The sequence below is a fragment of the Acinetobacter baylyi DSM 14961 = CIP 107474 genome, assembly GCF_000368685.1.
GTDB classification, from domain to species: Bacteria; Pseudomonadota; Gammaproteobacteria; order Pseudomonadales; family Moraxellaceae; genus Acinetobacter; species Acinetobacter baylyi.
Genome location: NZ_KB849628.1, coordinates 948,767 through 970,101, shown reverse-complemented (window position 1 = coordinate 970,101; position 21,335 = coordinate 948,767). Strand labels below are relative to the sequence as shown.

General features: G+C 41.6%; 19 protein-coding genes and 1 pseudogene. 13 read left to right on the top strand and 7 right to left on the bottom strand.

Annotation, left to right across the window (positions count from 1 at the left end):
• Nucleotides 1–4 precede the first annotated feature (4 nt).
• Both antB and antA read right to left on the bottom strand, forming a co-directional pair.
• On the bottom strand, nt 5–496 hold the full coding sequence (gene antB / locus F952_RS13890; protein WP_004928948.1) for an anthranilate 1,2-dioxygenase small subunit: 492 nt from the start codon (nt 494–496) through the stop codon (nt 5–7).
• Between the two features lie 2 nt (nt 497–498).
• On the bottom strand, nt 499–1,914 hold the full coding sequence (antA, locus tag F952_RS13885; RefSeq protein ID WP_004928945.1) for an anthranilate 1,2-dioxygenase large subunit: 1,416 nt from the start codon (nt 1,912–1,914) through the stop codon (nt 499–501).
• Between the two features lie 301 nt (nt 1,915–2,215).
• Here antA and F952_RS13880 point away from each other — a divergent pair, with 301 nt between their 5' ends.
• The 3 genes from F952_RS13880 to epmA all read left to right on the top strand — a co-directional run bounded on the left by F952_RS13880 (nt 2,216) and on the right by epmA (nt 4,713).
• Nucleotides 2,216–2,551: a hypothetical protein gene (locus F952_RS13880; protein ID WP_004928942.1), complete on the top strand. Its 336-nt coding sequence runs from the start codon at nt 2,216–2,218 to the stop codon at nt 2,549–2,551.
• Nucleotides 2,552–2,659: 108 nt separating this feature from the next.
• Nucleotides 2,660–3,727, top strand: a complete 1,068-nt coding sequence (locus F952_RS13875) for a 4-phosphoerythronate dehydrogenase (RefSeq protein ID WP_004928940.1) — start codon at nt 2,660–2,662, stop codon at nt 3,725–3,727.
• On the top strand, nt 3,697–4,713 hold the full coding sequence (gene epmA / locus F952_RS13870; protein ID WP_050816565.1) for an EF-P lysine aminoacylase EpmA: 1,017 nt from the start codon (nt 3,697–3,699) through the stop codon (nt 4,711–4,713). The genes F952_RS13875 and epmA overlap by 31 nt, the downstream gene beginning before the upstream one ends.
• Before the next feature lie 47 nt (nt 4,714–4,760).
• Here the strand turns inward: epmA and F952_RS13865 are convergent, their stop codons facing one another.
• The gene (locus F952_RS13865; protein ID WP_004928935.1) at nt 4,761–5,753 is read right to left on the bottom strand and encodes a Tim44 domain-containing protein; all 993 of its coding nucleotides are present in this window, start codon (nt 5,751–5,753) and stop codon (nt 4,761–4,763) included.
• Nucleotides 5,754–6,053: 300 nt separating this feature from the next.
• On the bottom strand, nt 6,054–7,433 hold the full coding sequence (gene radA, locus F952_RS13860) for a DNA repair protein RadA (RefSeq protein ID WP_004928927.1): 1,380 nt from the start codon (nt 7,431–7,433) through the stop codon (nt 6,054–6,056).
• Between the two features lie 281 nt (nt 7,434–7,714).
• Between radA and F952_RS13855 the strand changes: the two genes are divergently transcribed.
• The gene (locus tag F952_RS13855; RefSeq protein WP_004928926.1) at nt 7,715–9,127 is read left to right on the top strand and encodes an amino acid permease; all 1,413 of its coding nucleotides are present in this window, start codon (nt 7,715–7,717) and stop codon (nt 9,125–9,127) included.
• Between the two features lie 123 nt (nt 9,128–9,250).
• Complete coding sequence (gene lptM / locus F952_RS13850; protein ID WP_004928924.1) at nt 9,251–9,463, top strand: LPS translocon maturation chaperone LptM; 213 nt, start codon at nt 9,251–9,253, stop codon at nt 9,461–9,463.
• On the opposite strand, the pseudogene F952_RS17195 reads toward lptM, so the two are convergent.
• Nucleotides 9,460–9,516: pseudogene (locus tag F952_RS17195) on the bottom strand (hypothetical protein); the annotation flags it as partial. The gene lptM and the pseudogene F952_RS17195 sit on opposite strands and share 4 nt — an antisense overlap.
• Between F952_RS17195 and lysA the strand changes: the two are divergent.
• The 8 genes from lysA to gyrA all read left to right on the top strand — a co-directional run bounded on the left by lysA (nt 9,512) and on the right by gyrA (nt 19,061).
• The gene (lysA, locus tag F952_RS13845; RefSeq protein ID WP_353744284.1) at nt 9,512–10,735 is read left to right on the top strand and encodes a diaminopimelate decarboxylase; all 1,224 of its coding nucleotides are present in this window, start codon (nt 9,512–9,514) and stop codon (nt 10,733–10,735) included. The pseudogene F952_RS17195 and the gene lysA overlap by 5 nt on opposite strands.
• Before the next feature lie 3 nt (nt 10,736–10,738).
• On the top strand, nt 10,739–11,584 hold the full coding sequence (gene dapF, locus F952_RS13840) for a diaminopimelate epimerase (RefSeq protein ID WP_004928920.1): 846 nt from the start codon (nt 10,739–10,741) through the stop codon (nt 11,582–11,584).
• Between the two features lie 117 nt (nt 11,585–11,701).
• Nucleotides 11,702–12,322, top strand: coding sequence for an alpha/beta fold hydrolase (locus F952_RS13835; protein WP_004928915.1), 621 nt, complete (start codon nt 11,702–11,704; stop codon nt 12,320–12,322).
• A gap of 33 nt (nt 12,323–12,355) precedes the next feature.
• Nucleotides 12,356–13,246, top strand: coding sequence for a site-specific tyrosine recombinase/integron integrase (gene xerA, locus F952_RS13830; protein ID WP_161634731.1), 891 nt, complete (start codon nt 12,356–12,358; stop codon nt 13,244–13,246).
• Between the two features lie 437 nt (nt 13,247–13,683).
• Nucleotides 13,684–14,433: an electron transfer flavoprotein subunit beta/FixA family protein gene (locus F952_RS13825; RefSeq protein WP_004928910.1), complete on the top strand. Its 750-nt coding sequence runs from the start codon at nt 13,684–13,686 to the stop codon at nt 14,431–14,433.
• Between the two features lie 17 nt (nt 14,434–14,450).
• Entirely contained in the window at nt 14,451–15,386 is a 936-nt protein-coding gene (locus F952_RS13820) for an FAD-binding protein (protein ID WP_004928908.1), read from the top strand.
• 117 nt (nt 15,387–15,503) lie between these two features.
• Entirely contained in the window at nt 15,504–16,031 is a 528-nt protein-coding gene (locus F952_RS13815) for a DinB family protein (RefSeq protein WP_004928905.1), read from the top strand.
• Between the two features lie 300 nt (nt 16,032–16,331).
• Entirely contained in the window at nt 16,332–19,061 is a 2,730-nt protein-coding gene (gene gyrA / locus F952_RS13810) for a DNA gyrase subunit A (RefSeq protein ID WP_004928902.1), read from the top strand.
• A gap of 38 nt (nt 19,062–19,099) precedes the next feature.
• Here the strand turns inward: gyrA and F952_RS13805 are convergent, their stop codons facing one another.
• The gene (locus F952_RS13805; protein ID WP_004928898.1) at nt 19,100–20,206 is read right to left on the bottom strand and encodes an ABC transporter permease; all 1,107 of its coding nucleotides are present in this window, start codon (nt 20,204–20,206) and stop codon (nt 19,100–19,102) included.
• A complete protein-coding gene (locus F952_RS13800) occupies nt 20,203–21,333 on the bottom strand; it encodes an ABC transporter permease (RefSeq protein ID WP_004928895.1) in 1,131 nt (376 codons plus the stop codon). Before F952_RS13800 ends, F952_RS13805 begins: the two co-directional genes overlap by 4 nt.
• Nucleotides 21,334–21,335: the final 2 nt, after the last annotated feature.

Sequence of the window (21,335 nt, the reverse complement as noted above, 5' to 3'; positions counted from 1 at the left end):
CTCCTTAGACGTGATAGAAATCGAGTACCGAATCGATCTTGTCATTCAGTAGAACACTGTGCTGACGACGGATACGGAAACTATCTTCTGTAGGACGCAATACATAGGTGGCACGTCCATAAAAGCAACCTTCAAGTCCTTGACGGTTGTACAACGTTCGCCAGCTCACTTTAGCTTCAATCAAACCGTCCTCCAGTGTTTTGACCTGTACATTATGAATGTTGTGTTGGGTACGCGGTAAAGGTGTTGCCGAAGCTGCTTTGCCAGTACGAATACGAAATACCCGATCTTCAAGGCCAGAACGATCTTCATAGTAAATATAGGATAAGCCCTGATTTGGATCTTGAACGTAGTTGTGATCATCAATCCATTGCGGGATATGGTATTCACTGTCTTCATCATATAAATCGATGTAAGCATCCCAATCGTAGTTGTCGCATAGTTCTGCTTTTTTATAGAGGAACTGTGAAACTGCAAAATGAAGTTCGAGAGACATGATTACACCTCATCCATAACAGATTGATTGTCAAAAGTAACATCGTGCATTTTGAGCGCTTTTTTGTTTAGTCCATCCAAAATGAGACGTTGCCACTGTCCATGTTGATTGACATATAGACCTTCGTGAGTAAATTCACGCCCAGTAATCACAGGCTCAATCCCTAAATCTTGCGAGTTTTGTGTTGGGCCATAGGTCCATTGATGGTAACCACGTGAAATATCACTCCAGCGTTCGATACGTCCCTGAAATCCTTTTTGTTGTTCACGAAATTCAACCAGATCATCAGGTGTACCTAAACCCGAAACATTAAAGAAGTCTTCAAACTGGCGAATACGGTTACGACGTGCTTCACTAGACTCGCCTTTAACACCAATACACTGACTAATCACCTCAGTTTTATTCCATGCCACTGGGCGAATAATACGTAGTTGAGAACTGATCTGATCCATAAAGAACAGGCTTGGGTACAAATTCAAGTTACGTAAACGGTGCATGGCCCATTCGGCACGTTTCTCGCCAAACTTTTCCACCAAGTACGGCATGACAGTATTGTAGCCAGGACGCACGGTTGGATTTGGCATATCACTAAACAGTACGCTGTGACCATTTTTAAAGCTGAACCAACCATCATCGGTTTCAGAATCACCTGCACCGAGTTTGCTGTAATCCAGTGTGTCAAGTTCATCGCCTTTGGCTGCATTGACTTGCTGGCGGTGCTGTACAGTAGAGACATAGTTATAATGTACGGTACTGACGTGGTAGCCATCGAGGCCATTTTCATTTTGAAGTTTCCAGTTACCTGCAAATGTGTAGGCAGACTTACCTTGCAGAACTTCAAGTTCACCTGTCGGAGACTGATCGACCATCAGGTCTAAAAATACTTTGGCATCTCCTAAAAAGTCTTCGAGAGAATCTGTCGCTTGGGTATCTAAACTGACAAACACAAATCCACGATAGCTGGCAATACGCCCTTGTTTTAAGCCGCGACTTGATTTATCAAAATCTTCGCAGTATTCGCCAGGGGCTTTAACCTTGACTAAACGACCGTCAGATTTGTAGCACCATGCATGAAATGGGCAGGTAAAAACCGACTGATTGCCTTTGGCAACTCGGGTCAGTGTCGCACCACGATGTTCGCAAGCATTGACCATCGCATGTAATTCGCCTTTACCATCACGGCTCACAATCATCGGTTGGCGGCCAATCTGTACGGTAACGAAGTCGTTATTATTCGGGATTTCACTTTCATGGCAGGCGTAGATCCAGACCTTTTCAAAAATGAGTTCCATTTCAAGTTCAAATAACTCAGGCTCGGTAAACATATCGCGAGCAATTCGATAAACACCATCATTCGGGCGAAAATCGATACAACCTTGTACAAAATTTTGCCATTCGGCGAGGTTACGTGCAGTCATGGGCTCTTCCTCTATCCAATCAGTGCTTTTGTCTGATTGAACCGCGAATTTGAGAAGTGCTCTATCCAGATTTTCCTTGTCTTTATCCACTTTATGCAGTTTGTTGTAGTTAAGGTATAAAATAAGTCGCTTATAAATGATTAAGTCTTTGATTCAATTTTTAAAATTTAAATTTTGAACAACTTTTCAGAGTTATGTGTAATCCTGAATGAGTGCTGTTACAACATGTGTAAATTGCTAGATTCCGTTATACGATTATTTCAGTATAGGTGGAGACAATAGAATTTATAGGATCAGTATCATGGCAGTGAAGCATATCTTGTTAAAATATTTTTCTATTCTGGGTTTTGTGGCAAGTTCTGCCTTGACCAGTGCAACCTTCGCAAGCTCCGAGCAGGCATGGAACAAACATGATCTGGAGATCAAATCGGCTTGTATAAAAGCCAGTCAACTTAAAAATGCCAAACCAGTGAGTAATATCATGCTGTTTGAAGATCGTGTTGGTTATTCTGCACTTCTGATTCAGGGGCAATATCCACAAGCCCATATGAAAAATAAAACAGGTCAAGAACTGTGTCTATGGAATAAAACCACCAAAAAAGCTTATTTATCTGAAGCAAATTTGAAGAAGCGTTGATAAGCTGATTAAGTATGTTGCAATCCAAATCTGTAAATTTCAGAATTTACATGGTCACCTAAATTTTCACGCGTTATCATAGCGATGTTGAAATCATGAGGCTGGACTATGAAAATTGTCGCAGATGAAAATCTTGCGTTTACAGATTACTTTTTCTCAGAATTTGGAGAAATTCAACATCGGGCAGGACGTCTTTTGACTGCGCATGATGTGAGTGATGCTGAAGCCTTATTGGTTCGTTCAGTGACCAAAGTGAATCAGGCACTGATTGAACACAGTCAGTTGAAATTTGTAGGCAGTGCTACAATTGGAACAGATCATCTTGATATTTCAGCATTGCAACAGCAAGATATTTTATGGAGCAATGCACCTGGCTGTAATGCGCAGGCGGTTGCAGAATATGTCATCACGGCATTATATCATCTTGATTCGGATGTATTTGAGCGGGGACAGGATTTTACCTTAGGGATTATTGGACTGGGAAATGTAGGACGCCGACTTGCGAAGATGGCAGCGCTGTTAGGGTGGAATGTCATTGGTTGTGATCCTTTCGTTCAGTTACCAGACATTCATAATCTGAGCTTTGATGATGTGCTCCAAAAAAGTGATGCAATTTCGGTTCATGTTCCATTGACTCACTCAGGTTCACATCCGACCTTCCATTTGTTCGATCAACACGCTTTTGCATCTATGCCTGCAAGCACTATTTTGATCAATAGTGCGCGCGGCCCAGTGATTGAGGAGCAAGCCCTGATTCAAGATATCTACCAAACTGGACGTAAAGTGGTGCTGGATGTATTCGAGCATGAACCTGTAATTTCCGAACAATTACTGGATGTAGTGAATTTAGTCACGCCGCATATTGCAGGTTATAGTTTGGAGGGAAAGGCACGTGGAACCCAGATGATCTATGATGCCTTTTGTAAAGTATTTGGCTATGAAGCCAGTAAAAAATTTGAAACACAATTGCCAGTTTGTGAACCTTTTTTTCAACAACAGGATTTAAAGCAAATACTTAAAGCTCATTTACGTGCTATTTATGATATTGCACAAGATGATCACAATTTACGTGCTTGTGTAAAAGATGGACAAGTTGATCAGTGTGCTTTTGATCAGCTTCGAAAGGAATACCCGCTTCGCCGTGAATGGGCAGCGCATGGAGGCCCTGTCGCGTGAATTTAGAGCATCACTCAAATCATTATCAACCTACGTGTTCTATCGAGGCACTTCAAGCCCGTGCCAAGCTTTACCAAACTATTCGCACATTTTTTGCAGAGCGCGGCGTACTTGAAGTTGAAACACCTATTATTTCTCAGGCAGGGGTGACAGATGTACATTTGGCTTCGGTTAAGGCATTACGCCATATTGAAGGTAAAGAACGTACTCAATATCTGCAAACTTCACCTGAATTTGCGATGAAGCGTCTACTCGCCAGTGGTAGTGGGCCAATTTATCAGCTCTGTAAAGTATTTCGTGATGATGAACATGGACGAAAACATAATAGTGAATTTACCATGCTGGAATGGTATCGCCCAGAATTCGATTTGAAAGATTTAATGCATGAAACGGCTGATTTACTTGAAACGTGTTTAAAGCAACGTTTTGATGAAATTCGCCCCATGATTTTGAGTTATAAACATGCCTTTCAGGATCGTTTAGAGATTAATCCATTACAAGCAACGTTAAAGCAGCTTAAAGATACGGCTGATCGTGTAGGTTTAAATCTCGACTTGGGTAATGATCGCTTGGCCTATATAGATTTACTATTTTCCCATATTGTTGAACCGAGTCTAGGCTTCGATACGCCTGTATTTCTGACCGACTTTCCACCAGAAATGGCATCGCTTGCCAAAGTACGTATAGATGAAGATGGAGAAGAAGTTGCCGCACGTTTTGAGGTATATATCGAAGGACTGGAGCTTGCCAATGCTTATGACGAGCTTCTTGATGCAAATATACTCAGAGCACGCTTTGAAGCAGATAATTTAGAACGCAAATTGCAAGGTTTGGCAGAAATGCCACTCGATGAAAACTTGCTGGCTGCTTTGCCTCATATGCCAGCCTGTGCGGGTATCGCACTTGGCGTAGATCGGTTACTGATGATTGCAACTCGACAGCTTAAAATTGAACAGGTGATTGCATTTCCTGCTGCAATTGCTTGATAAAAAATAAGCCGCTGATCGCGGCTTACTTTTTATGATGTCTTTAATTAATCCTGCTGAATACCAGCCACTTTCCACTCTTCAGTTGAACCTGCTGGTTTTACAAAGTGCCACACTTCAGAGAATGGTTGCGGCTGACTGTTCAAGTCTTCGCTCACTGTACCTGTAAAGCGTACACTTACAATGTATTGACCATTTTCAGTCGACGTATCTGCCACCATCGCATTCAGATTGCTAAATTCTGCAACATCTTGATCCTGATTTGCCATGATATCGCTATACATTGAGGCATATAGATCTGGTGTCAAATAACGACGAATTTCTTCAATATTACTTGCAGAGTTCACTGACTGAATGTGGTTAAAACGCTGACGTGCAATACGCAAGAAGGCCGCAGGTTCTGTACCGTCAGGTAGCTGGTTTCCACTGTTGCTATACGCTGTGCCAAAAGGTGCAGCCGTTGGTGCAGCACCGCCACCTACAGATTGACCAAAAATATTGGTGTTATCGGCACCTGCATTTGAACGTGGTGTTGTAGATGTAGAAAACGGTGTTGATCCACCTGCATTATTTGGGGCGTATGGATTATTACCAGCTAATTTTTTTTTAGCTCCGAAACGACGGAAAATAAAGAAAGCAATTGCAGCGATCAGGACAATCCAGATCCAGCCAGGTAAGCCACCTTTCTTTTCTTCCTGTTGTTGGGCTTGAGTCGCTTGTTGCGCTGCCTGCTGTTCAGGAGAAGTGGAATGCTTATCGTCAGCCAGCGCATTGGCAGCAATGGCACCGACTGCCGCACCAGCTACACCGGCTGCAACCATTGAGCCTACCCCAGGACCCGAACGTTGAGGTGTACCCGCAGGCGCCGTTTGAGGCGCTGGAGTGGCCTGACGAGGCTGTTGATAAGATTGGCTTGGCGCTGCTGAACGTGACATGCCATGGCTTTTGCCACCACCAGCACGTTTAGCTTCAGCCAGTGGAGCAATGACTAAAGCAGCCATCATGATGCCCGTTATAAGGCCACGCTGTCTTACTTTCATTAAAAATTCCTGTATAAAAAATAAAATCAAAAATAAAATAAGTTAAGAGTGTATATATGCAGGCTTTTGTGATGAATTTCAATAATAAAAATATGTTTTTTATATCGAAACATCGTGGCTTGATTAATACATTTGATTCTGAAAGCAATTTAAGTTTTTGGTATATTTAATGGGGATACGTACTTGAATCATTTATGATATAGCAAATGATCTAAAGACCTCATCATGCTATAGCTTAAGAAGTGCATAACATGATGAAAATAACTCACCGAATTTGAGAACTTGAACCACATCCTTATCTCATGAAGAAAGCTCCATTGCAGTTTGCAAGGCTTCATGTAAGCGCGCTACCGCAATGACGTGTACACCTTCAATTTTTTTCTGAGGTGCATTACCACGAGGTAAAATGATGTGTGTGAAACCATGTTTTGTCGCTTCTTTTAAGCGCTCCTGACCATTAGGGACAGGACGAATTTCACCAGAGAGGCCAACTTCACCAAATACAGCAAGCTGTTGAGGCAAAGCTTTTCCTCTTAAACTAGAGGCACAGGCGAGAAGGACTGCAAGATCAGAACCCGTTTCGGTAATTTTTAATCCACCCACGACATTGACATAGACATCCTGACCAGAAGTTTGTACTCCTCCATGACGATGCATCACAGCCAAAAGCATATTGAGACGATTTTGCTCCAAGCCCAAAGCGACACGGCGCGGTTGTCCTTGAGCATCATCCACCAGTGCTTGTACTTCAACTAAGAGTGGTCGAGTACCTTCACGGCTAATCATCACAATTGAACCTGGAATTGCCTCATCGTAACGACTCAGAAAAATAGCAGAAGGATTGGCAACTTCGCGAAGTCCCTTATCGGTCATACCAAAAACGCCCAGTTCATTCACCGCACCAAAACGGTTCTTAACAGCACGAATCATGCGATATCTTGAATCTGACTGTCCTTCAAAATATAGGACACAATCGACCATATGTTCAAGCACGCGCGGACCAGCAAGAGCACCTTCTTTAGTCACATGCCCCACAATAAACAGCGCAGTACCGCTATGTTTTGCAAAACGAGTCAGTAAGGCTGCCGATTCTCGGATTTGAGATACGCCACCTGGTGCGGACTGTAATGTTTCGGTGTAAAGTGTTTGAATCGAATCTAATATAGCAACGGTAGGGCGTTCATGTGCTAATATTTCACAAATACGCTCGACACAAGTTTCAGCCATGACTTTCAATTTGTCTGTCGGTAAGTCGAGCCTTTGGGCACGTAAAGCCACTTGAGATAATGATTCTTCGCCTGTCACATAAAGTGCAGAGCTATTGCTGCTTGCCATATAAGTTGCTGTTTGCAGCAAAATGGTCGATTTACCAATACCAGGATCTCCGCCAATCAGTACAACTGAGCCTGTGACTAACCCCCCACCCAGCACTCGATCAAACTCACCAATTCCAGTGGCCACCCGTGTTTCGTGTGAAACAGAGATCTGATTTAAGGTAGTAACAGTTGAAATTTCTCCTGCATAACCACCGAGTTTGGGTTTGGCGCGATGATTGGTACTGGTTTCAAGCCGAACTTCAGTCAAACTGTTCCATTCTCCACACTCAGAACATTGTCCAGCCCATTTAGGGTGATCGGCTCCACATTGCTCACAGCGATAAACGGTTTTGACTTTGCTCATATTTGGTGCATATTTAGATGGCGTTGATGACGAAATGTAGCAATAGCGTGCCAGAAATACAAATTTTTAGCTTAACATCACCTAATTTAAGTTTGGCACGTAAACTGCTAACTCAGGGAACGATAAAAGCCTTGCGATATCACATGGAGAAATTGTGTTCAAACACTGCGTTGACGCATGGTTATTTCCAAGAATATTGAATAAATGCCGAAATAATCTTTTTTATTTTGAGCATTTTGGGCTAATTTTGAAATACAAAATTTGAGAGTTGAAAAAAAACAATGTCAAATGAAATGCACGGTCAACCTTCTGGAGAAGGTGAGCTTTCGAGAAGCTTATCCAATCGACATTTGCAACTCATTGCAATTGGCGGCGCAATTGGTACAGGATTATTCATGGGTTCGGGTAAGACGATTAGTCTGGCTGGCCCATCTATTCTTTTTATTTACCTGATTATTGGTGTTATGGTGTTTTTTGTCATGCGCGCGCTTGGCGAGTTACTCTTATCCAATCTTCAATATAAGTCATTTATTGATTTCTCGACTGATTTGATTGGACCTTGGGCAGGCTATTTTGTCGGCTGGACCTATTGGTTGTGTTGGATCACGATTGGTATCGCAGACTTATCTGCCATTATTTATTATTTGCAATTTTTCAATAATGGTATGCCCTTTACACCAACTGAAGGGGCAATGATCAGTGTCGCTGCAATTTTCTTTATCATGGGGCTTAATCTCATGACGGTTAAATTGTTTGGCGAGCTTGAATTCTGGTTTGCCATGATCAAGATTACTGCAATTGTGGTTTTGATTTTGGTAGGACTCTGGATGATCTTCACAGGCTTTACCTCCACCAGTGGTGAAGTGGCTTCATTTACCCATTTGTGGGCCAATGGCGGGTTTTTCCCAACAGGCATGCATGGCTTCCTGGCGGGCTTCCAGATTGCGATCTTTGCTTTCGTTGGTGTTGAGTTGGTTGGGACCACTGCTGCAGAAACCAAGAACCCTGAAATTAACTTACCTAAAGCGGTGAACTCGATCCCAATTCGTATCATTATTTTCTATGTACTGGCACTACTTATTGTGATGTCGGTGACACCATGGAATCGGATTGATCCAAATATTAGCCCATTTGTAAATTTGTTTAGTCAGGCAGGTATTGCTGCTGCTGCCATTATCATGAATTTGGTGGTACTTTCTTCAGTCATGTCATCTATGAACAGCGGTGTATTTTCAACCAGCCGTATGTTGTTCGGTTTGTCTAAAGAGAAGCAAGCACCTCAAGCATTTGGTGCATTAAATAAAGGTCGCGTTCCTGCAAATGCGCTGTATTTTTCAACTGTATGTTTACTGCTAGGTGCGGCTTTACAATACGTTGTTCCAAATACGGTTGAAGCCTTTACACTGGCAACGACTTTATCAACGATTTTATTTATCTGCGTATGGCTCATGATTATTTGGAGCTATATGGTGTATTACAAAAAACGTCCAGAGTTACATGCAAAATCAATCTTCAAATTACCAGGTGGTCTATTTACCTGCTGGATCCTGATTATCTTTTTTGTAGGTATGATTTATGTTCTGTCATTGGAACCAGATACGATGAAAGCTTTGATGGTAAGTCCAATCTGGCTGGTTATTTTAGTGATTGGTTACTTCGGTTTTTACAAACCAAGGTTAAAATCTAAGAAATAATTGAAAAAACGCCAGTCGATGACTGGCGTTTTTTTTTAGATCATTCTAAGCTTTGTGGTTTTCCACTTTGGTCATTAATTTGATCACGGTATAATCTGTCAAATTATTTCAAAAGGTGATCAGATGCGCCGCGTCATTTGCTACGTAAGTTTATTTGCAACGAGTTTGTCGTTACTAGGTTGTGGCCAAACGGGGGCACTGCATTTGCCATCCGATTCAAAACATGACAAAGGTGCAAAATATTTAATTTATTCTCATCCTGAAGCTGAACATACTCAAAAGGATTCTGCTAAAGAATCTGCTGCTTCTCAACCTGTATCATCTTCTTCACCTTAAGCTAAAAATAAGGATGCATTCATGAGTTTCTCCCGCATTAATGGGGTATTGCATGCCGAGCAATGTTCACTCGATCAGCTCGCGCAGCAATTTGGCACACCGCTTTATGTCTATTCAAAAGCTGCTTTTGAAAAGCATTATAAAGACATGGATCGTGCTTTTGATTTTATCGATCATCAGATCTGTTTTGCAGTGAAATCAAACTCTAATTTGGCGGTACTCAATGTTTTGGCAAAACTGGGTTCTGGATTTGATATTGTGACAGGTGGCGAACTTGCACGTGTATTGGCGGCTGGCGGTGATCCAAGCAAAATTGTATTTTCAGGTTTAGGTAAATCCGAAGCTGATATTCAAAAAGCGCTTGAAGTTGGAATTGCCTGTTTTAATGTTGAATCTTATGCAGAGCTAGATCGAATTCAAAAAGTAGCGGTGCGACTTGATCAAAAGGCGCCTGTTTCTTTACGAGTGAATCCTGATGTCGATGCCAAAACGCATCCTTATATCTCAACAGGTTTGAAAGAAAACAAGTTTGGTATTCCAAGTGATACCGTATTTGAAACTTATCAATACGCAGCATCCCTGTCTCATCTGGATGTTGTTGGAATTGACTGTCACATTGGTTCCCAATTGACCGAAACTAAACCTTTTGTCGATGCGCTTGATCGCGTGATGGTGATGATCGAGCAACTGAACAAGCTAGGAATTAACCTTAAACATATCGATATTGGCGGTGGTCTGGGGGTTTGCTACAAAGATGAAACACCTCCAAGTGTTGCAGAGTATGCCAATGCGCTCAAACCAGCTTTAGAAAAGTTGGGTTTAAAAGTTTACATGGAACCAGGACGTAGTATTAGTGCCAATGCTGGTGTGTTATTGACACGTGTGGATCTGCTCAAACCGACCAATCATCGTAACTTTGCTATTATTGATGCAGCAATGAATGATTTGATTCGTCCTTCACTTTATGAAGCATGGATGGATATTCAGTCTGTGAATGAAAGCACATCAGCAGAAGCGAAAGAGTGGGATGTAGTGGGGGCTATTTGTGAAACGGGTGATTTTTTAGGCAAAGCGCGTACGCTTGCGATTCAGGAAAATGATATTTTGGCAGTACTGGGTGCTGGCGCATATGGTTTTGTCATGAGCTCAAATTACAACACTCGTGGCCGTGCTGCTGAGGTCATGGTCGATGATGAAAAACCTCATCTGATTCGTGAGCGTGAAAGCATTGAATCGTTGTGGGAAAGAGAGCGTTTGTTGCCTGAGGAGTAAGACATGTTACTTGAGTTTACCAAAATGCATGGGTTGGGTAACGACTTCGTTGTCCTTGATCTCATCAGTCAGCGTGCCTATTTAGATACCACCACCATCCAGCGTATGGCCGATCGTCACTTCGGTATTGGTTTTGATCAGTTACTCATTGTTGAGCCACCTGATTATCCAAATGTTGATTTCAAATATCGTATTTTTAATGCAGATGGTTCAGAGGTAGAGCAGTGTGGAAATGGTGTACGCTGTTTTGCACGTTTTGTACATGAGCGCCAACTCACCAAGAAAACCAAAATCAAGGTACAAACTAAAGCGGGTATTGTCGAGCCAGAGCTAGGGCCAAACGGATGGGTTCGTGTAAATATGGGCTATCCGAAATTTATGCCACATGAAATTCCGTTTGTAACCGAAGAATTTGAAGCACTGTATACGCTTGAACTTGCCAATGAGCAAAGTTTAAAAATTGATGTGGTTAATATGGGTAATCCACATGCAGTGACCATTGTGCCAGATGTTTTAACAGCAGATGTTGCAACGATGGGGCCACAAGTAGAGTCTCATGTCCGTTTTCCTCAGCGCGTTAATGCTGGCTTTATGCAGATTGTGGATGAAAAGCACATACGCCTACGAGTGTTTGAACGTGGTGTGGGTGAAACACTTGCCTGTGGTACAGGTGCATGTGCTGCTGCCGTGAGTGGTATGCGACGTGGTTTACTTGCCAATGAGGTGGAAGTGGAACTGGCTGGTGGAAAACTGCAAATTGCCTGGCAAGAAGGTGATGTGGTCTGGATGACGGGTCCAACAGCAAATGTTTATGAAGGGCGTCTGGATTTACGTTACTTCCAAAGCTGATTGTAGATTAAATCTATACATTAAAAGCACTATTTTTAGGATAGTGCTTTTTTTATGGGGCATTTCAGCGTAAGGTGATTTTTCAATATCAATACAATGGATTCGAATCTGCAATCTATGCCACAGCTTATTTTTTTGCCAGGTGCATCAGGCAGTACGACATTTTGGCATCCCTTAATTGAAAAACTTCCTCAGCATTACCAGACTAAAATTATTGGTTATCCAGGTTTCGGCGATAAGCCTGAATCTTTAGCGGTAAAGAGTTTTAAAGACCTAACAAATTATGTGGTCGATCAAATTAATGAAGAATCTGTAATTGTTGCGCAATCAATGGGCGGTATTTTTGCGATTGCTGCCGCATTGCAAAAAACTCATTTGGTACAAGGATTGGTATTGATTGCAACCTCAGGTGGTATCGATTTAACTAAGTTTGAGGTTGCAGATTGGCGAGAAGCCTACTCAAAAGAGTTTTTAAATTATCCTGAATGGTTTATAACGACCAAAGTGAATTATGAACAACGACTTGCTGAAATAGCACAAAAAGTTCTATTGATTTGGGGAGATCAAGATCCAATCAGTCCTGTTTCGGTCGGTGAATATTTGCATGCAAAACTGCCAAATGCACACTTAGAAGTGATAGCAGATGGTCAGCATGATCTTGCAAACCAACACGCCAAGCAGGTTGCTGTTTGTGTATTAGACTATTTAAAAAGTATTGAATCTAGGCTGGAGCGCTGAACAGTCATGTATAACAATCAGCAACTTTTAGCAATGTGGTTAAAAGAGCGCATGATTCAGAATCAGTCTGAGCATACGCTAAATGCTTATCAAAGAGACTTAACCGACTTTTTTGATTTCTGTGAAAAACGAAAGCTGGAGTTGATGCAAGTTGAAGCCTCAGATTTGCGCGAATATTTGGCGTATCGCGTGGAGCAGTCAAATCTAAGTAGTAGCAGTATTCAACGGCACCTTTCTTCAATCCGTCAATTTATGAAGTGGGCGCAGCAAAGTCAGTTTCTCAATATGAATCCAGTTGAAGATTTTAAACTCAAACGGAAATCTCGTCCTTTACCAGGCATGATTGACATTGAAACCGTGCACCAGATTCTGGATCAAACCGCACCAGAGGATGAGCTTGGTACACAGCTTTGGTTAAGAGATAAAGCAATATTGGAATTGTTATATTCGAGTGGATTACGTCTGGCAGAATTACAGGGTTTGAAACTGATTGATCTGGATTTTAATCGACAGTTATTACGAGTCACGGGGAAAGGTAATAAAACACGGGTGATTCCCTTTGGGAAAAAGGCAAAGCAGAGTCTGATTGACTGGTTAAATGTGTACCGTTTATGGAAAGGACAATTCACCCAGCAAGATCCACTGTTTGTATCACAAAATGGCGGTGCACTCACGCCGCGTCAAATTGAAAATCGAGTAAAACATCAGGCTTTACGTGCTGGTGTGAATGTCGATTTACATCCGCATTTATTACGCCACTGCTTTGCCAGTCACATGTTATCGGCCAGTGGTGATTTACGTTCTGTACAGGAAATGCTGGGTCATTCCAATCTAAGCACTACTCAGATTTATACCCATATTGATTTTGATCATTTGGCACAAGTTTATGATCGTGCCCATCCAAGAGCACAAAAAATAAAGTAATTAAAATGTAAAACGTCACAATCTGAACGGATCATCATCCTAAAATTCAGCATAAGATTTACAAAATATAAAACCTTACCTGACTGACAATTTTGATCTCAGCAGTCAATCTGAGACAAACTGATGAGGAACTACGCCTTTTTTACATATTTTAACCAAAGTATCAGAGCTGCTGATGAAATAAATCAGATAAAAACATAATATAAATCAATAAGTAAAAAAATCATAAAAACATAGGAAATTCAAAGACAAAAAGAGGTTTAATAAAATAATGAACTGATGATTTCTCAATTTTATTCGATTTTTCACAGTGTTGCTGTAATTGTGACTTGACCGAAATGCCAAACACATTGCAAGATAAAGCACCTAAAAAATTTAATTTGAAGCGTTAATATAACTCTTCTGAACATTTACTTGCTGAAACAGCCGAGGATTACATGAAGGCTCTTGTTGCTGTAAAACGTGTGGTTGATGCCAACGTTAAAGTTCGCGTAAAGCCGGACAATAGTGGGGTTGACTTAACCAATGTTAAAATGTCAATCAACCCATTTTGTGAAATCGCAGTGGAAGAAGCGGTTCGCTTAAAAGAAAAAGGAACAGTATCTGAAATCGTTGTGGTTTCTATCGGTCCTAAAGAAGCACAGGAACAAATCCGTTCCTCAATGGCTCTAGGTGCAGATCGTGGTATTTTGGTCGAAACTGCGGATGAAATTGGTGCTTTAGAAGTTGCTAAAATTCTAAAAGGGATTGTAGAACAAGAAAAACCAGAATTGATTCTTCTTGGAAAGCAAGCCATTGACGATGACTCAAATCAAGTCGGTCAAATGCTTGCAGCTTTATTAGATGCAGGTCAGGGTACTTTTGCTTCTGAAGTTAAAGTAGACGCTGGAAAAGTTCAGGTTACTCGTGAAATTGACGGTGGTCTACAAACGGTTGAGCTGACACTTCCTGCCATTATTACCACAGATTTACGTTTGAATGAGCCTCGTTATGCGGCACTTCCAAACATTATGAAGGCGCGCAAAAAGCCACTAGATACCAAATCTCCAGCAGATTATGGTGTTGCAACAGGTACAAAACTTAAAACTGTAAAAGTTGAGCCACCTGCTGATCGTAAAGCTGGCGTACAAGTGAAATCAGTCGATGAACTTGTTGAAAAATTAAAAAATGAAGCGAAAGTGATCTAATACGGAAGGATAAAATCATGAGTATTTTAGTTATCGCTGATCACAACAACCAAACACTTAACGGTGCAACGTTAAATGTTGTTGCGGCAGCACAAAAAATCGGTGGTGATATTACTGTATTGGTTGCGGGTTCAGGCGCTCAGGCAGTTGCAGACGCTGCTGCAAAAGTGACTGGCGTAAGCAAAGTATTACTTGCTGACAATGCAGTATATGCAAACCAACTGGCTGAAAATGTAGCCAAGCTGGTGGCTGATCTTGCTAAAGGCGGTTACAAATATGTATTAGCAGCATCGACCACCACAGGTAAAAATATTCTTCCGCGTGCGGCTGCTTTACTTGATGTCAGTATGATCACCGACATTATCGCGGTTGAATCTGCAAATACATTTAAGCGCCCAATCTATGCTGGTAATGCGATTGCAACTGTCCAATCTGACGAAGCAATTATTGTGGGTACAGTACGTGGTACAGCATTTGATCCTGTTGCTGCAGAAGGTGGTTCTGCTGCGGTTGAAACTGTAGGTGAAGTCGCTGACGCGGGTGTTTCTTCATTCGTAAACGAAGAAATTGTTAAACTTGATCGTCCAGAATTAACTGCTGCTCGTATTGTTGTTTCTGGTGGTCGTGGTGTGGGCTCTGGTGAAAACTATCACAAAGTTCTTGATCCGTTAGCAGATAAACTAGGTGCTGCTCAAGGTGCGTCACGTGCTGCCGTCGATGCTGGTTTCGTTCCAAACGACTTTCAGGTGGGTCAAACGGGTAAAATCGTTGCCCCAGATCTTTATGTTGCGGTGGGTATCTCTGGTGCGATTCAGCATTTGGCTGGTATGAAAGACTCTAAAGTGATTGTTGCGATCAACAAAGATGAAGAAGCGCCAATCAACAGTGTAGCTGACTACTGGTTAGTGGGTGATTTGAACACTGTGATACCAGAATTGGTATCTAAACTTTAATTCTGTAAATTAAAGTTTAAAAGCGCTCTTGCGCGGGTAGCTAAGGTCATGCTTTGCTGCTCTGCTCAGGAGCGCTTTTTTTATGTTAAAAAGCATGATCAATTGCGCGAGTGAATTATGAGTACGTCATTTAAACATTATTTTCTGATGATGGCTTATTATAATCAGTGGGCGAATCAGAAATTGTTTGCAGCACTTTCAAATTTAACTGAGGCGCAGTTAAATCAGGATGGTGGTGCCTATTTTAGAACTGTGTTACATACTGCAAACCATTTGCTGATCGGCGATATATTGTGGTTTGAGCGTATAAGGGGATTAGAGCCTTCAAATTATGCCTTGGATGATTTGATCTATACTGAGCTAAAACAATTAAAACAAGCACGTTTCGAGCTGGATGTAAGGCTATTGGATTTGATTATGCAATCTGAACCGATCAAATTCGATCATTTCATCAAGTATCTTCGTCGTGGTCAGTTTTATACAGAACCGCTCCATGAAATACTTGCCCATATTTTTAATCATCAGGCACATCATCGCGGACAGATGCACAGTATGCTTCACGCTTTGACAGGTGAATCACTAGAACTGGATCTGATCTTTTTTCAACGTGAATATTCACATATATACCGCTTACCACAAATCTGAACAATAGAAACTTTGGTACTTAAAAAATAAGAGATTTTTGATGGTATTTTGATCGAATAAACCTGTTTTTGTTTTTTTAATTTTAAACTAAAAAATATGTTTTTAAGTAATTGTTTTTGATTATTTTTTTATTTTTAAAAAATACTATTTCCAGATCATTAAACTCCCCGTTATGGAGAGGTTTGTGCTATAATTTTTCGCTGTATTTTTTATTTTTGGTTCAGTTTTTGAACTGAATTCTATTGCAAGATCAAGACATATTGCAGCAGGTTTTTCGCTTGCTGTATACAAGGAGTATGCATGAGCGTATCGGAAATCAGACCGATTGCCATTGAGGACGAACTCAAGCATTCATATCTAGATTATGCGATGAGCGTAATTGTATCTCGTGCATTACCAGATGTAAGAGATGGCCTTAAGCCTGTGCACCGTCGTGTGCTTTATGCCATGCATGAGCTAGGCAATGACTATAACAAAGCCTATAAAAAATCGGCACGTGTCGTGGGTGATGTGATCGGTAAATATCACCCACATGGTGATACCGCTGTTTACGACACGATCGTGCGTATGGCGCAGGACTTCAGTCTGCGTTATCTATTGGTAGACGGTCAGGGCAACTTTGGTTCGGTCGATGGCGATAGTGCTGCGGCAATGCGTTATACCGAAGTTCGTATGACTAAGCTTACCCATGAGCTATTGGCTGATCTTGAAAAAGACACCGTAGACTGGGTAGATAACTACGATGGTTCAGAACGTATTCCTGATGTTCTTCCGACACGCATTCCAAATTTGCTGATTAACGGCGCTGCTGGTATTGCAGTAGGTATGGCGACCAATATGGCGCCTCACCATCTCAATGAAGTGATTCATGCGTGCTTGGCTTATGCAGATAACCCAAATATTTCCATTGAAGGTTTGATGGAGCATATTACAGGGCCAGATTTCCCGACAGGTGGCATCATCTATGGTAAATCAGGCATTGTGGATGCTTACCGTACGGGTAAAGGTCGTTTACATATCCGTGGCAAATATCATTTTGAAGAAGATGAAAAAACGGGTCGTACCACCATCGTATTTACCGAAATTCCATATCAGGTCAATAAAGCACGCGTCATTGAACGTATTGCCGAGCTGGTTAAAGAGAAAAAACTGGAAGGAATTTCAGAGTTACGTGATGAGTCTGATAAAGACGGTATGCGTATTGCGATTGACTTGAAGCGTGGTGAAAACGCTGAGGTCATTGTGAATAACCTGTTCTTAAATACCCAGCTTGAAAACTCATTTAGTATCAATATGGTGTGTCTGGATAACGGACAGCCAAAATTGATGAATCTAAAAGATATCATTGCTGCATTTATTCGCCATCGTCAAGAAGTGGTGACGCGTCGTACCATGTTCGAATTGCGTAAGGCACGTGAACGTGGTCACATCTTGGAAGGTCTTACAGTAGCGCTTGCCAATATTGACGATATCATTGAGACGATCAAGACCTCGGCAAACCCAGCAGAAGCGCGTGAGCGTTTACAAGCTGGTGAATGGGCTGGCGGTGGCGTTATTGCTCTGCTCGAAAAAGCGGGTTCTGTATCTGTGCGCCCAGACGAGATTGAAGGTGAAGATCCTGCGCGTCCATTTGGTCTGTCTGAGCAAGTGTATCGCTTATCTCCTACTCAAGTGGCGGCAATTCTAGAACTTCGTTTACATCGTTTAACGGGTCTAGAGCAAGACAAGTTACATGCAGAATACACCGAGATTTTAGGTCAAATTGCTGAATTAACAGCGATTTTGAATGATTTTAATCTGCTTATGGGTGTGATTCGTGAAGAATTGAGCTTAATTTTGCAACAGTATGGTGATGAGCGCCGTACACAGATTGTAGAATCACGTATCGATTTCTGTCGTGAAGATTTGATTCCAGAAGAGCAGGTGGTATTGACCGTTTCACAAACGGGTTATGCAAAAACGCAGCCATTGTCGGATTACCAAGCGCAGCGCCGTGGTGGCCGTGGTAAATCTGCAACATCGATGAAAGATGACGATATTATTCAGCATCTGATTGTGGCATCTAACCATGCAACCGTATTGTGCTTTACCAATGTAGGTAAAGTGTACCGTCTGAAAGTATTTGAAGTACCTCAAGCATCTCGTGGCGCTAAAGGTCGTCCAATGGTGAATTTATTGCCACTGGATGCCAATGAATCAATTACTGCAATTTTACCTCTAACTGAATTCCTAGAAAATCATTATGTCTTTATGGCAACAGCTTCTGGAACAGTTAAACGTGTAGAACTAGAGCAGTTTGCCAATATTCGTTCAAATGGTCTGCGCGCTATTGAACTTAACGAAGAAGATACCTTGATTGGTGTCGCAATTACCGATGGTCAACAGCAAATTATGCTGTTCTCTAATGAGGGTAAAGCGATTCGTTTTGCAGAAACTGATGTGCGTGCTATGGGGCGTACAGCGAAAGGTGTTCGTGGTATGCGCGTGACGCTGGCTGCTGCTGTGGATAGTGAAGACACAGAGTTGGATCATGATGAGTTGGACGATTCAGAAGAGTCCACCGATTCAAGTGTGGTGAGTCGTATTGTATCGTTAGTCGTTGTACCTGAAACTGGTGAGGTTTTATGTGCCAGTGCAAATGGTTACGGTAAACGTACTCCAGTAAATGACTTCCCAACCAAAAAACGTGGTGGTAAAGGCGTTATTGCAATTAAGACTTCCGAGCGTAATGGAGAGTTGGTTGGCGCAGTATCTATTGATGGAACTAAAGAGCTGATGCTGATTTCAGACGGCGGTACTTTAGTGCGTACCCGCGCGGCCGAAGTCGCAATGACGGGTCGTAATGCACAGGGTGTTCGCCTGATTCGTTTAAGTGATGCTGAAACCTTAGTTGGTGTTGTTTCGATTGAAGCGGTTGAAGATGATGAATTCATCGAAGTGGTAGAAGAAATTGCTACTGAATCTGAAATAACTGAAGTTGATCAGCCTGAAATAGATTCAGAATCAAGCGACTCAGCTGCTACTGAGTAAATATTTTTCAAATAAAAAGGAAGCTTCGGCTTCCTTTTTTATTTTTGGTTTTTAGCTGAAGCAATAACGAGACGATAATAGGCGAGACTTAAAAAAATAGTGGCCATACTTGCCAGAATGATAAGTTTGGGAACGACGAGTAGCGTAGGTACACCCATTTGATTGAGTTGAATAAACAGTTGTACACCATGCGTTGAAGGCAATGCCAAAGAAAATAGATGCATCCAGTCGGGCATGGCCTGTAATGGCCATGCAGTACCAGTGAGAAGAAAAAGGGGAATAGAGGTAAATACCAGAAAATGCCCTGCACGTTCAGACATATCGAGGACTGAACCAAACAATAACCCTAAAGCGACCACACAACTGATAAAAATCGGAACTGCGCATAACATTCCCCAAAAATTACCGCCATGTGGATAATCATTAAGCCAAAAAATAAAACCAAACAGGTAAAAGCAACCTAAGCATCCGATTGTAAAAAAGCTAAAGAAGATTCCCCAAAACTGGGATGGCGTAGACCACCAGTTTTTTTCACGATATCCCCCAATCAGCATGCCCAGACCTAGCACAATAGTTTGATGGATAATAAGCGGTGCAACCGCAGGAAACACATAGCTGCCATAGCCAGACAGGGTATTAAATAAAGGAATCTGATGGATAGATAATTCAGGTTTAAAGTGAGTAACCTCAGCAAATTTCTGTGCATGTTCCTGTATGATATTTTCAATCGCAGTTGCGAACCCAAGTCCAATTTCTTTGGTCTTTAAAAAGTAGGCTGTACTGATATAAAGACCAATTCCGCCCATTTCTCCTCGTCGGATACTATTAGATAGATTATCAGGCAAATACAAGATGCCATCTGCCTTCTGATTTCGAACCATATTTTCTGCTTCCAGAAAATTACCTGTGATTGCCACAATTTTTACATTGGGGCTTTCACTGACTTTCGAAATAATTTTGGATGTTATTGGGCTTTGTTCTTCATCGACCACCACTACAGGTAACGATTCTGCATGTTCGGCTTTGTAAGCAGTAGGGTAAAAAAAACTATAAAAAAATACCGATAATACCACTGTGGTAAGGATTGATGAGTTTTTGACAATATCTTTAAATGTCTGACAATAGTGATACCAGAATTTCTTCATTGATCACCGCCTAAGATACGTTTTCTTAAAAGAAAGCGACTGAGTGCAAAATAAAAAATACAGTACCCACATAAAATCAGTAACGGCCAAATAGAAACACTCATATCACTGCCAACAACCCACTGTTCGGTTTGTAGTTTTGCATAAGGCGTGTAGGGGATAATCATCGACCAAAATTGAGTGAAAATGGGGGCATTATTCAGCGGAAGTGTGACGCCTGCGAAGCTCAAAGATGAGCCACCATAAACTGCGATAAAGCCAAAAGTACGGCTCAGACTTTGGGTGGCAATCACAACCGTTGAGCTAATTAACGCATAGGCAAAGTATAGAAAGACCTGACCCATCAATAAAAGACTAAGGTGACCCGCAACGAACCAGCCGCGAATCTCAATCAGCCAAAACATCCAGACCCATGTCCAGATACAGAAAATGGCAACATACACCAGATTTTTTGCAAAAAGCACAGAGATAAAATTGTGCTGGTTGGCCCAGTCTTTAAGTGTGCCACGTTTAAATTCCTGACCAATCGAAAATGCCACACAACAACAGAGCAATAAGTGCAAAATCGCTGGAATCATGAAGGGTTCAAGATAAAACTCATAGCTTAAGGAAGGATTGTATAGTGTTGATATTTTGACATGCGGAGTTGGGAGCTCTATATAAGGAATCATATTTGAGAAATAATGTTCGCCGCCAAAAGTTCCCATTGCACGCAATGTACTGATCAGCATGGCTGAAGAAATAGAATTACCTACGCTAAAAAATGACTGATTAAATGCAATGCTAATCTGCGCATCCTGAGCTTTAACTAAACGTGTCTCTGCACCCTCTGGAATATGAACATAGCCCCAGATTTTGGTTTGATTTAACAGTTGCTCTGCTTCATCTTGATTTTGAAGTTGATAACGTATTTCGAGTGTACTGTTGAGCGATAAATCCCGCTCAATCAAACGGCTGAGCTGACTATGGTCTTGATCAATGATTGCAATAGGTAAATGCTTGGGTTTACCTTGATAAAACATACTGCTAAATAAAATGATCACAAACAGTGGGGCAAACGTCACCATTGCAAGATCCCACTTATTTCTAAGTAGATAGAGCAACTCACGCCGTATACAGGCCCACATAC

Coding starts and splice junctions, on each gene's coding strand:
- F952_RS13805 (WP_004928898.1), bottom strand. CDS start 20,206: ATGAAGAAATTCTGGTATCACTATTGTCAGACATTTAAAGATATTGTC.
- antA (WP_004928945.1), bottom strand. CDS start 1,914: ATGACTGCACGTAACCTCGCCGAATGGCAAAATTTTGTACAAGGTTGT.
- gyrA (WP_004928902.1), top strand. CDS start 16,332: ATGAGCGTATCGGAAATCAGACCGATTGCCATTGAGGACGAACTCAAG.
- F952_RS13815 (WP_004928905.1), top strand. CDS start 15,504: ATGAGTACGTCATTTAAACATTATTTTCTGATGATGGCTTATTATAAT.
- F952_RS13820 (WP_004928908.1), top strand. CDS start 14,451: ATGAGTATTTTAGTTATCGCTGATCACAACAACCAAACACTTAACGGT.
- epmA (WP_050816565.1), top strand. CDS start 3,697: ATGGGCAGCGCATGGAGGCCCTGTCGCGTGAATTTAGAGCATCACTCA.
- F952_RS13825 (WP_004928910.1), top strand. CDS start 13,684: ATGAAGGCTCTTGTTGCTGTAAAACGTGTGGTTGATGCCAACGTTAAA.
- lptM (WP_004928924.1), top strand. CDS start 9,251: ATGCGCCGCGTCATTTGCTACGTAAGTTTATTTGCAACGAGTTTGTCG.
- antB (WP_004928948.1), bottom strand. CDS start 496: ATGTCTCTCGAACTTCATTTTGCAGTTTCACAGTTCCTCTATAAAAAA.
- F952_RS13880 (WP_004928942.1), top strand. CDS start 2,216: ATGGCAGTGAAGCATATCTTGTTAAAATATTTTTCTATTCTGGGTTTT.
- dapF (WP_004928920.1), top strand. CDS start 10,739: ATGTTACTTGAGTTTACCAAAATGCATGGGTTGGGTAACGACTTCGTT.
- F952_RS13875 (WP_004928940.1), top strand. CDS start 2,660: ATGAAAATTGTCGCAGATGAAAATCTTGCGTTTACAGATTACTTTTTC.
- radA (WP_004928927.1), bottom strand. CDS start 7,433: ATGAGCAAAGTCAAAACCGTTTATCGCTGTGAGCAATGTGGAGCCGAT.
- xerA (WP_161634731.1), top strand. CDS start 12,356: ATGTGGTTAAAAGAGCGCATGATTCAGAATCAGTCTGAGCATACGCTA.
- F952_RS13835 (WP_004928915.1), top strand. CDS start 11,702: ATGCCACAGCTTATTTTTTTGCCAGGTGCATCAGGCAGTACGACATTT.
- F952_RS13800 (WP_004928895.1), bottom strand. CDS start 21,333: ATGTGGGCCTGTATACGGCGTGAGTTGCTCTATCTACTTAGAAATAAG.
- F952_RS13865 (WP_004928935.1), bottom strand. CDS start 5,753: ATGAAAGTAAGACAGCGTGGCCTTATAACGGGCATCATGATGGCTGCT.
- F952_RS13855 (WP_004928926.1), top strand. CDS start 7,715: ATGTCAAATGAAATGCACGGTCAACCTTCTGGAGAAGGTGAGCTTTCG.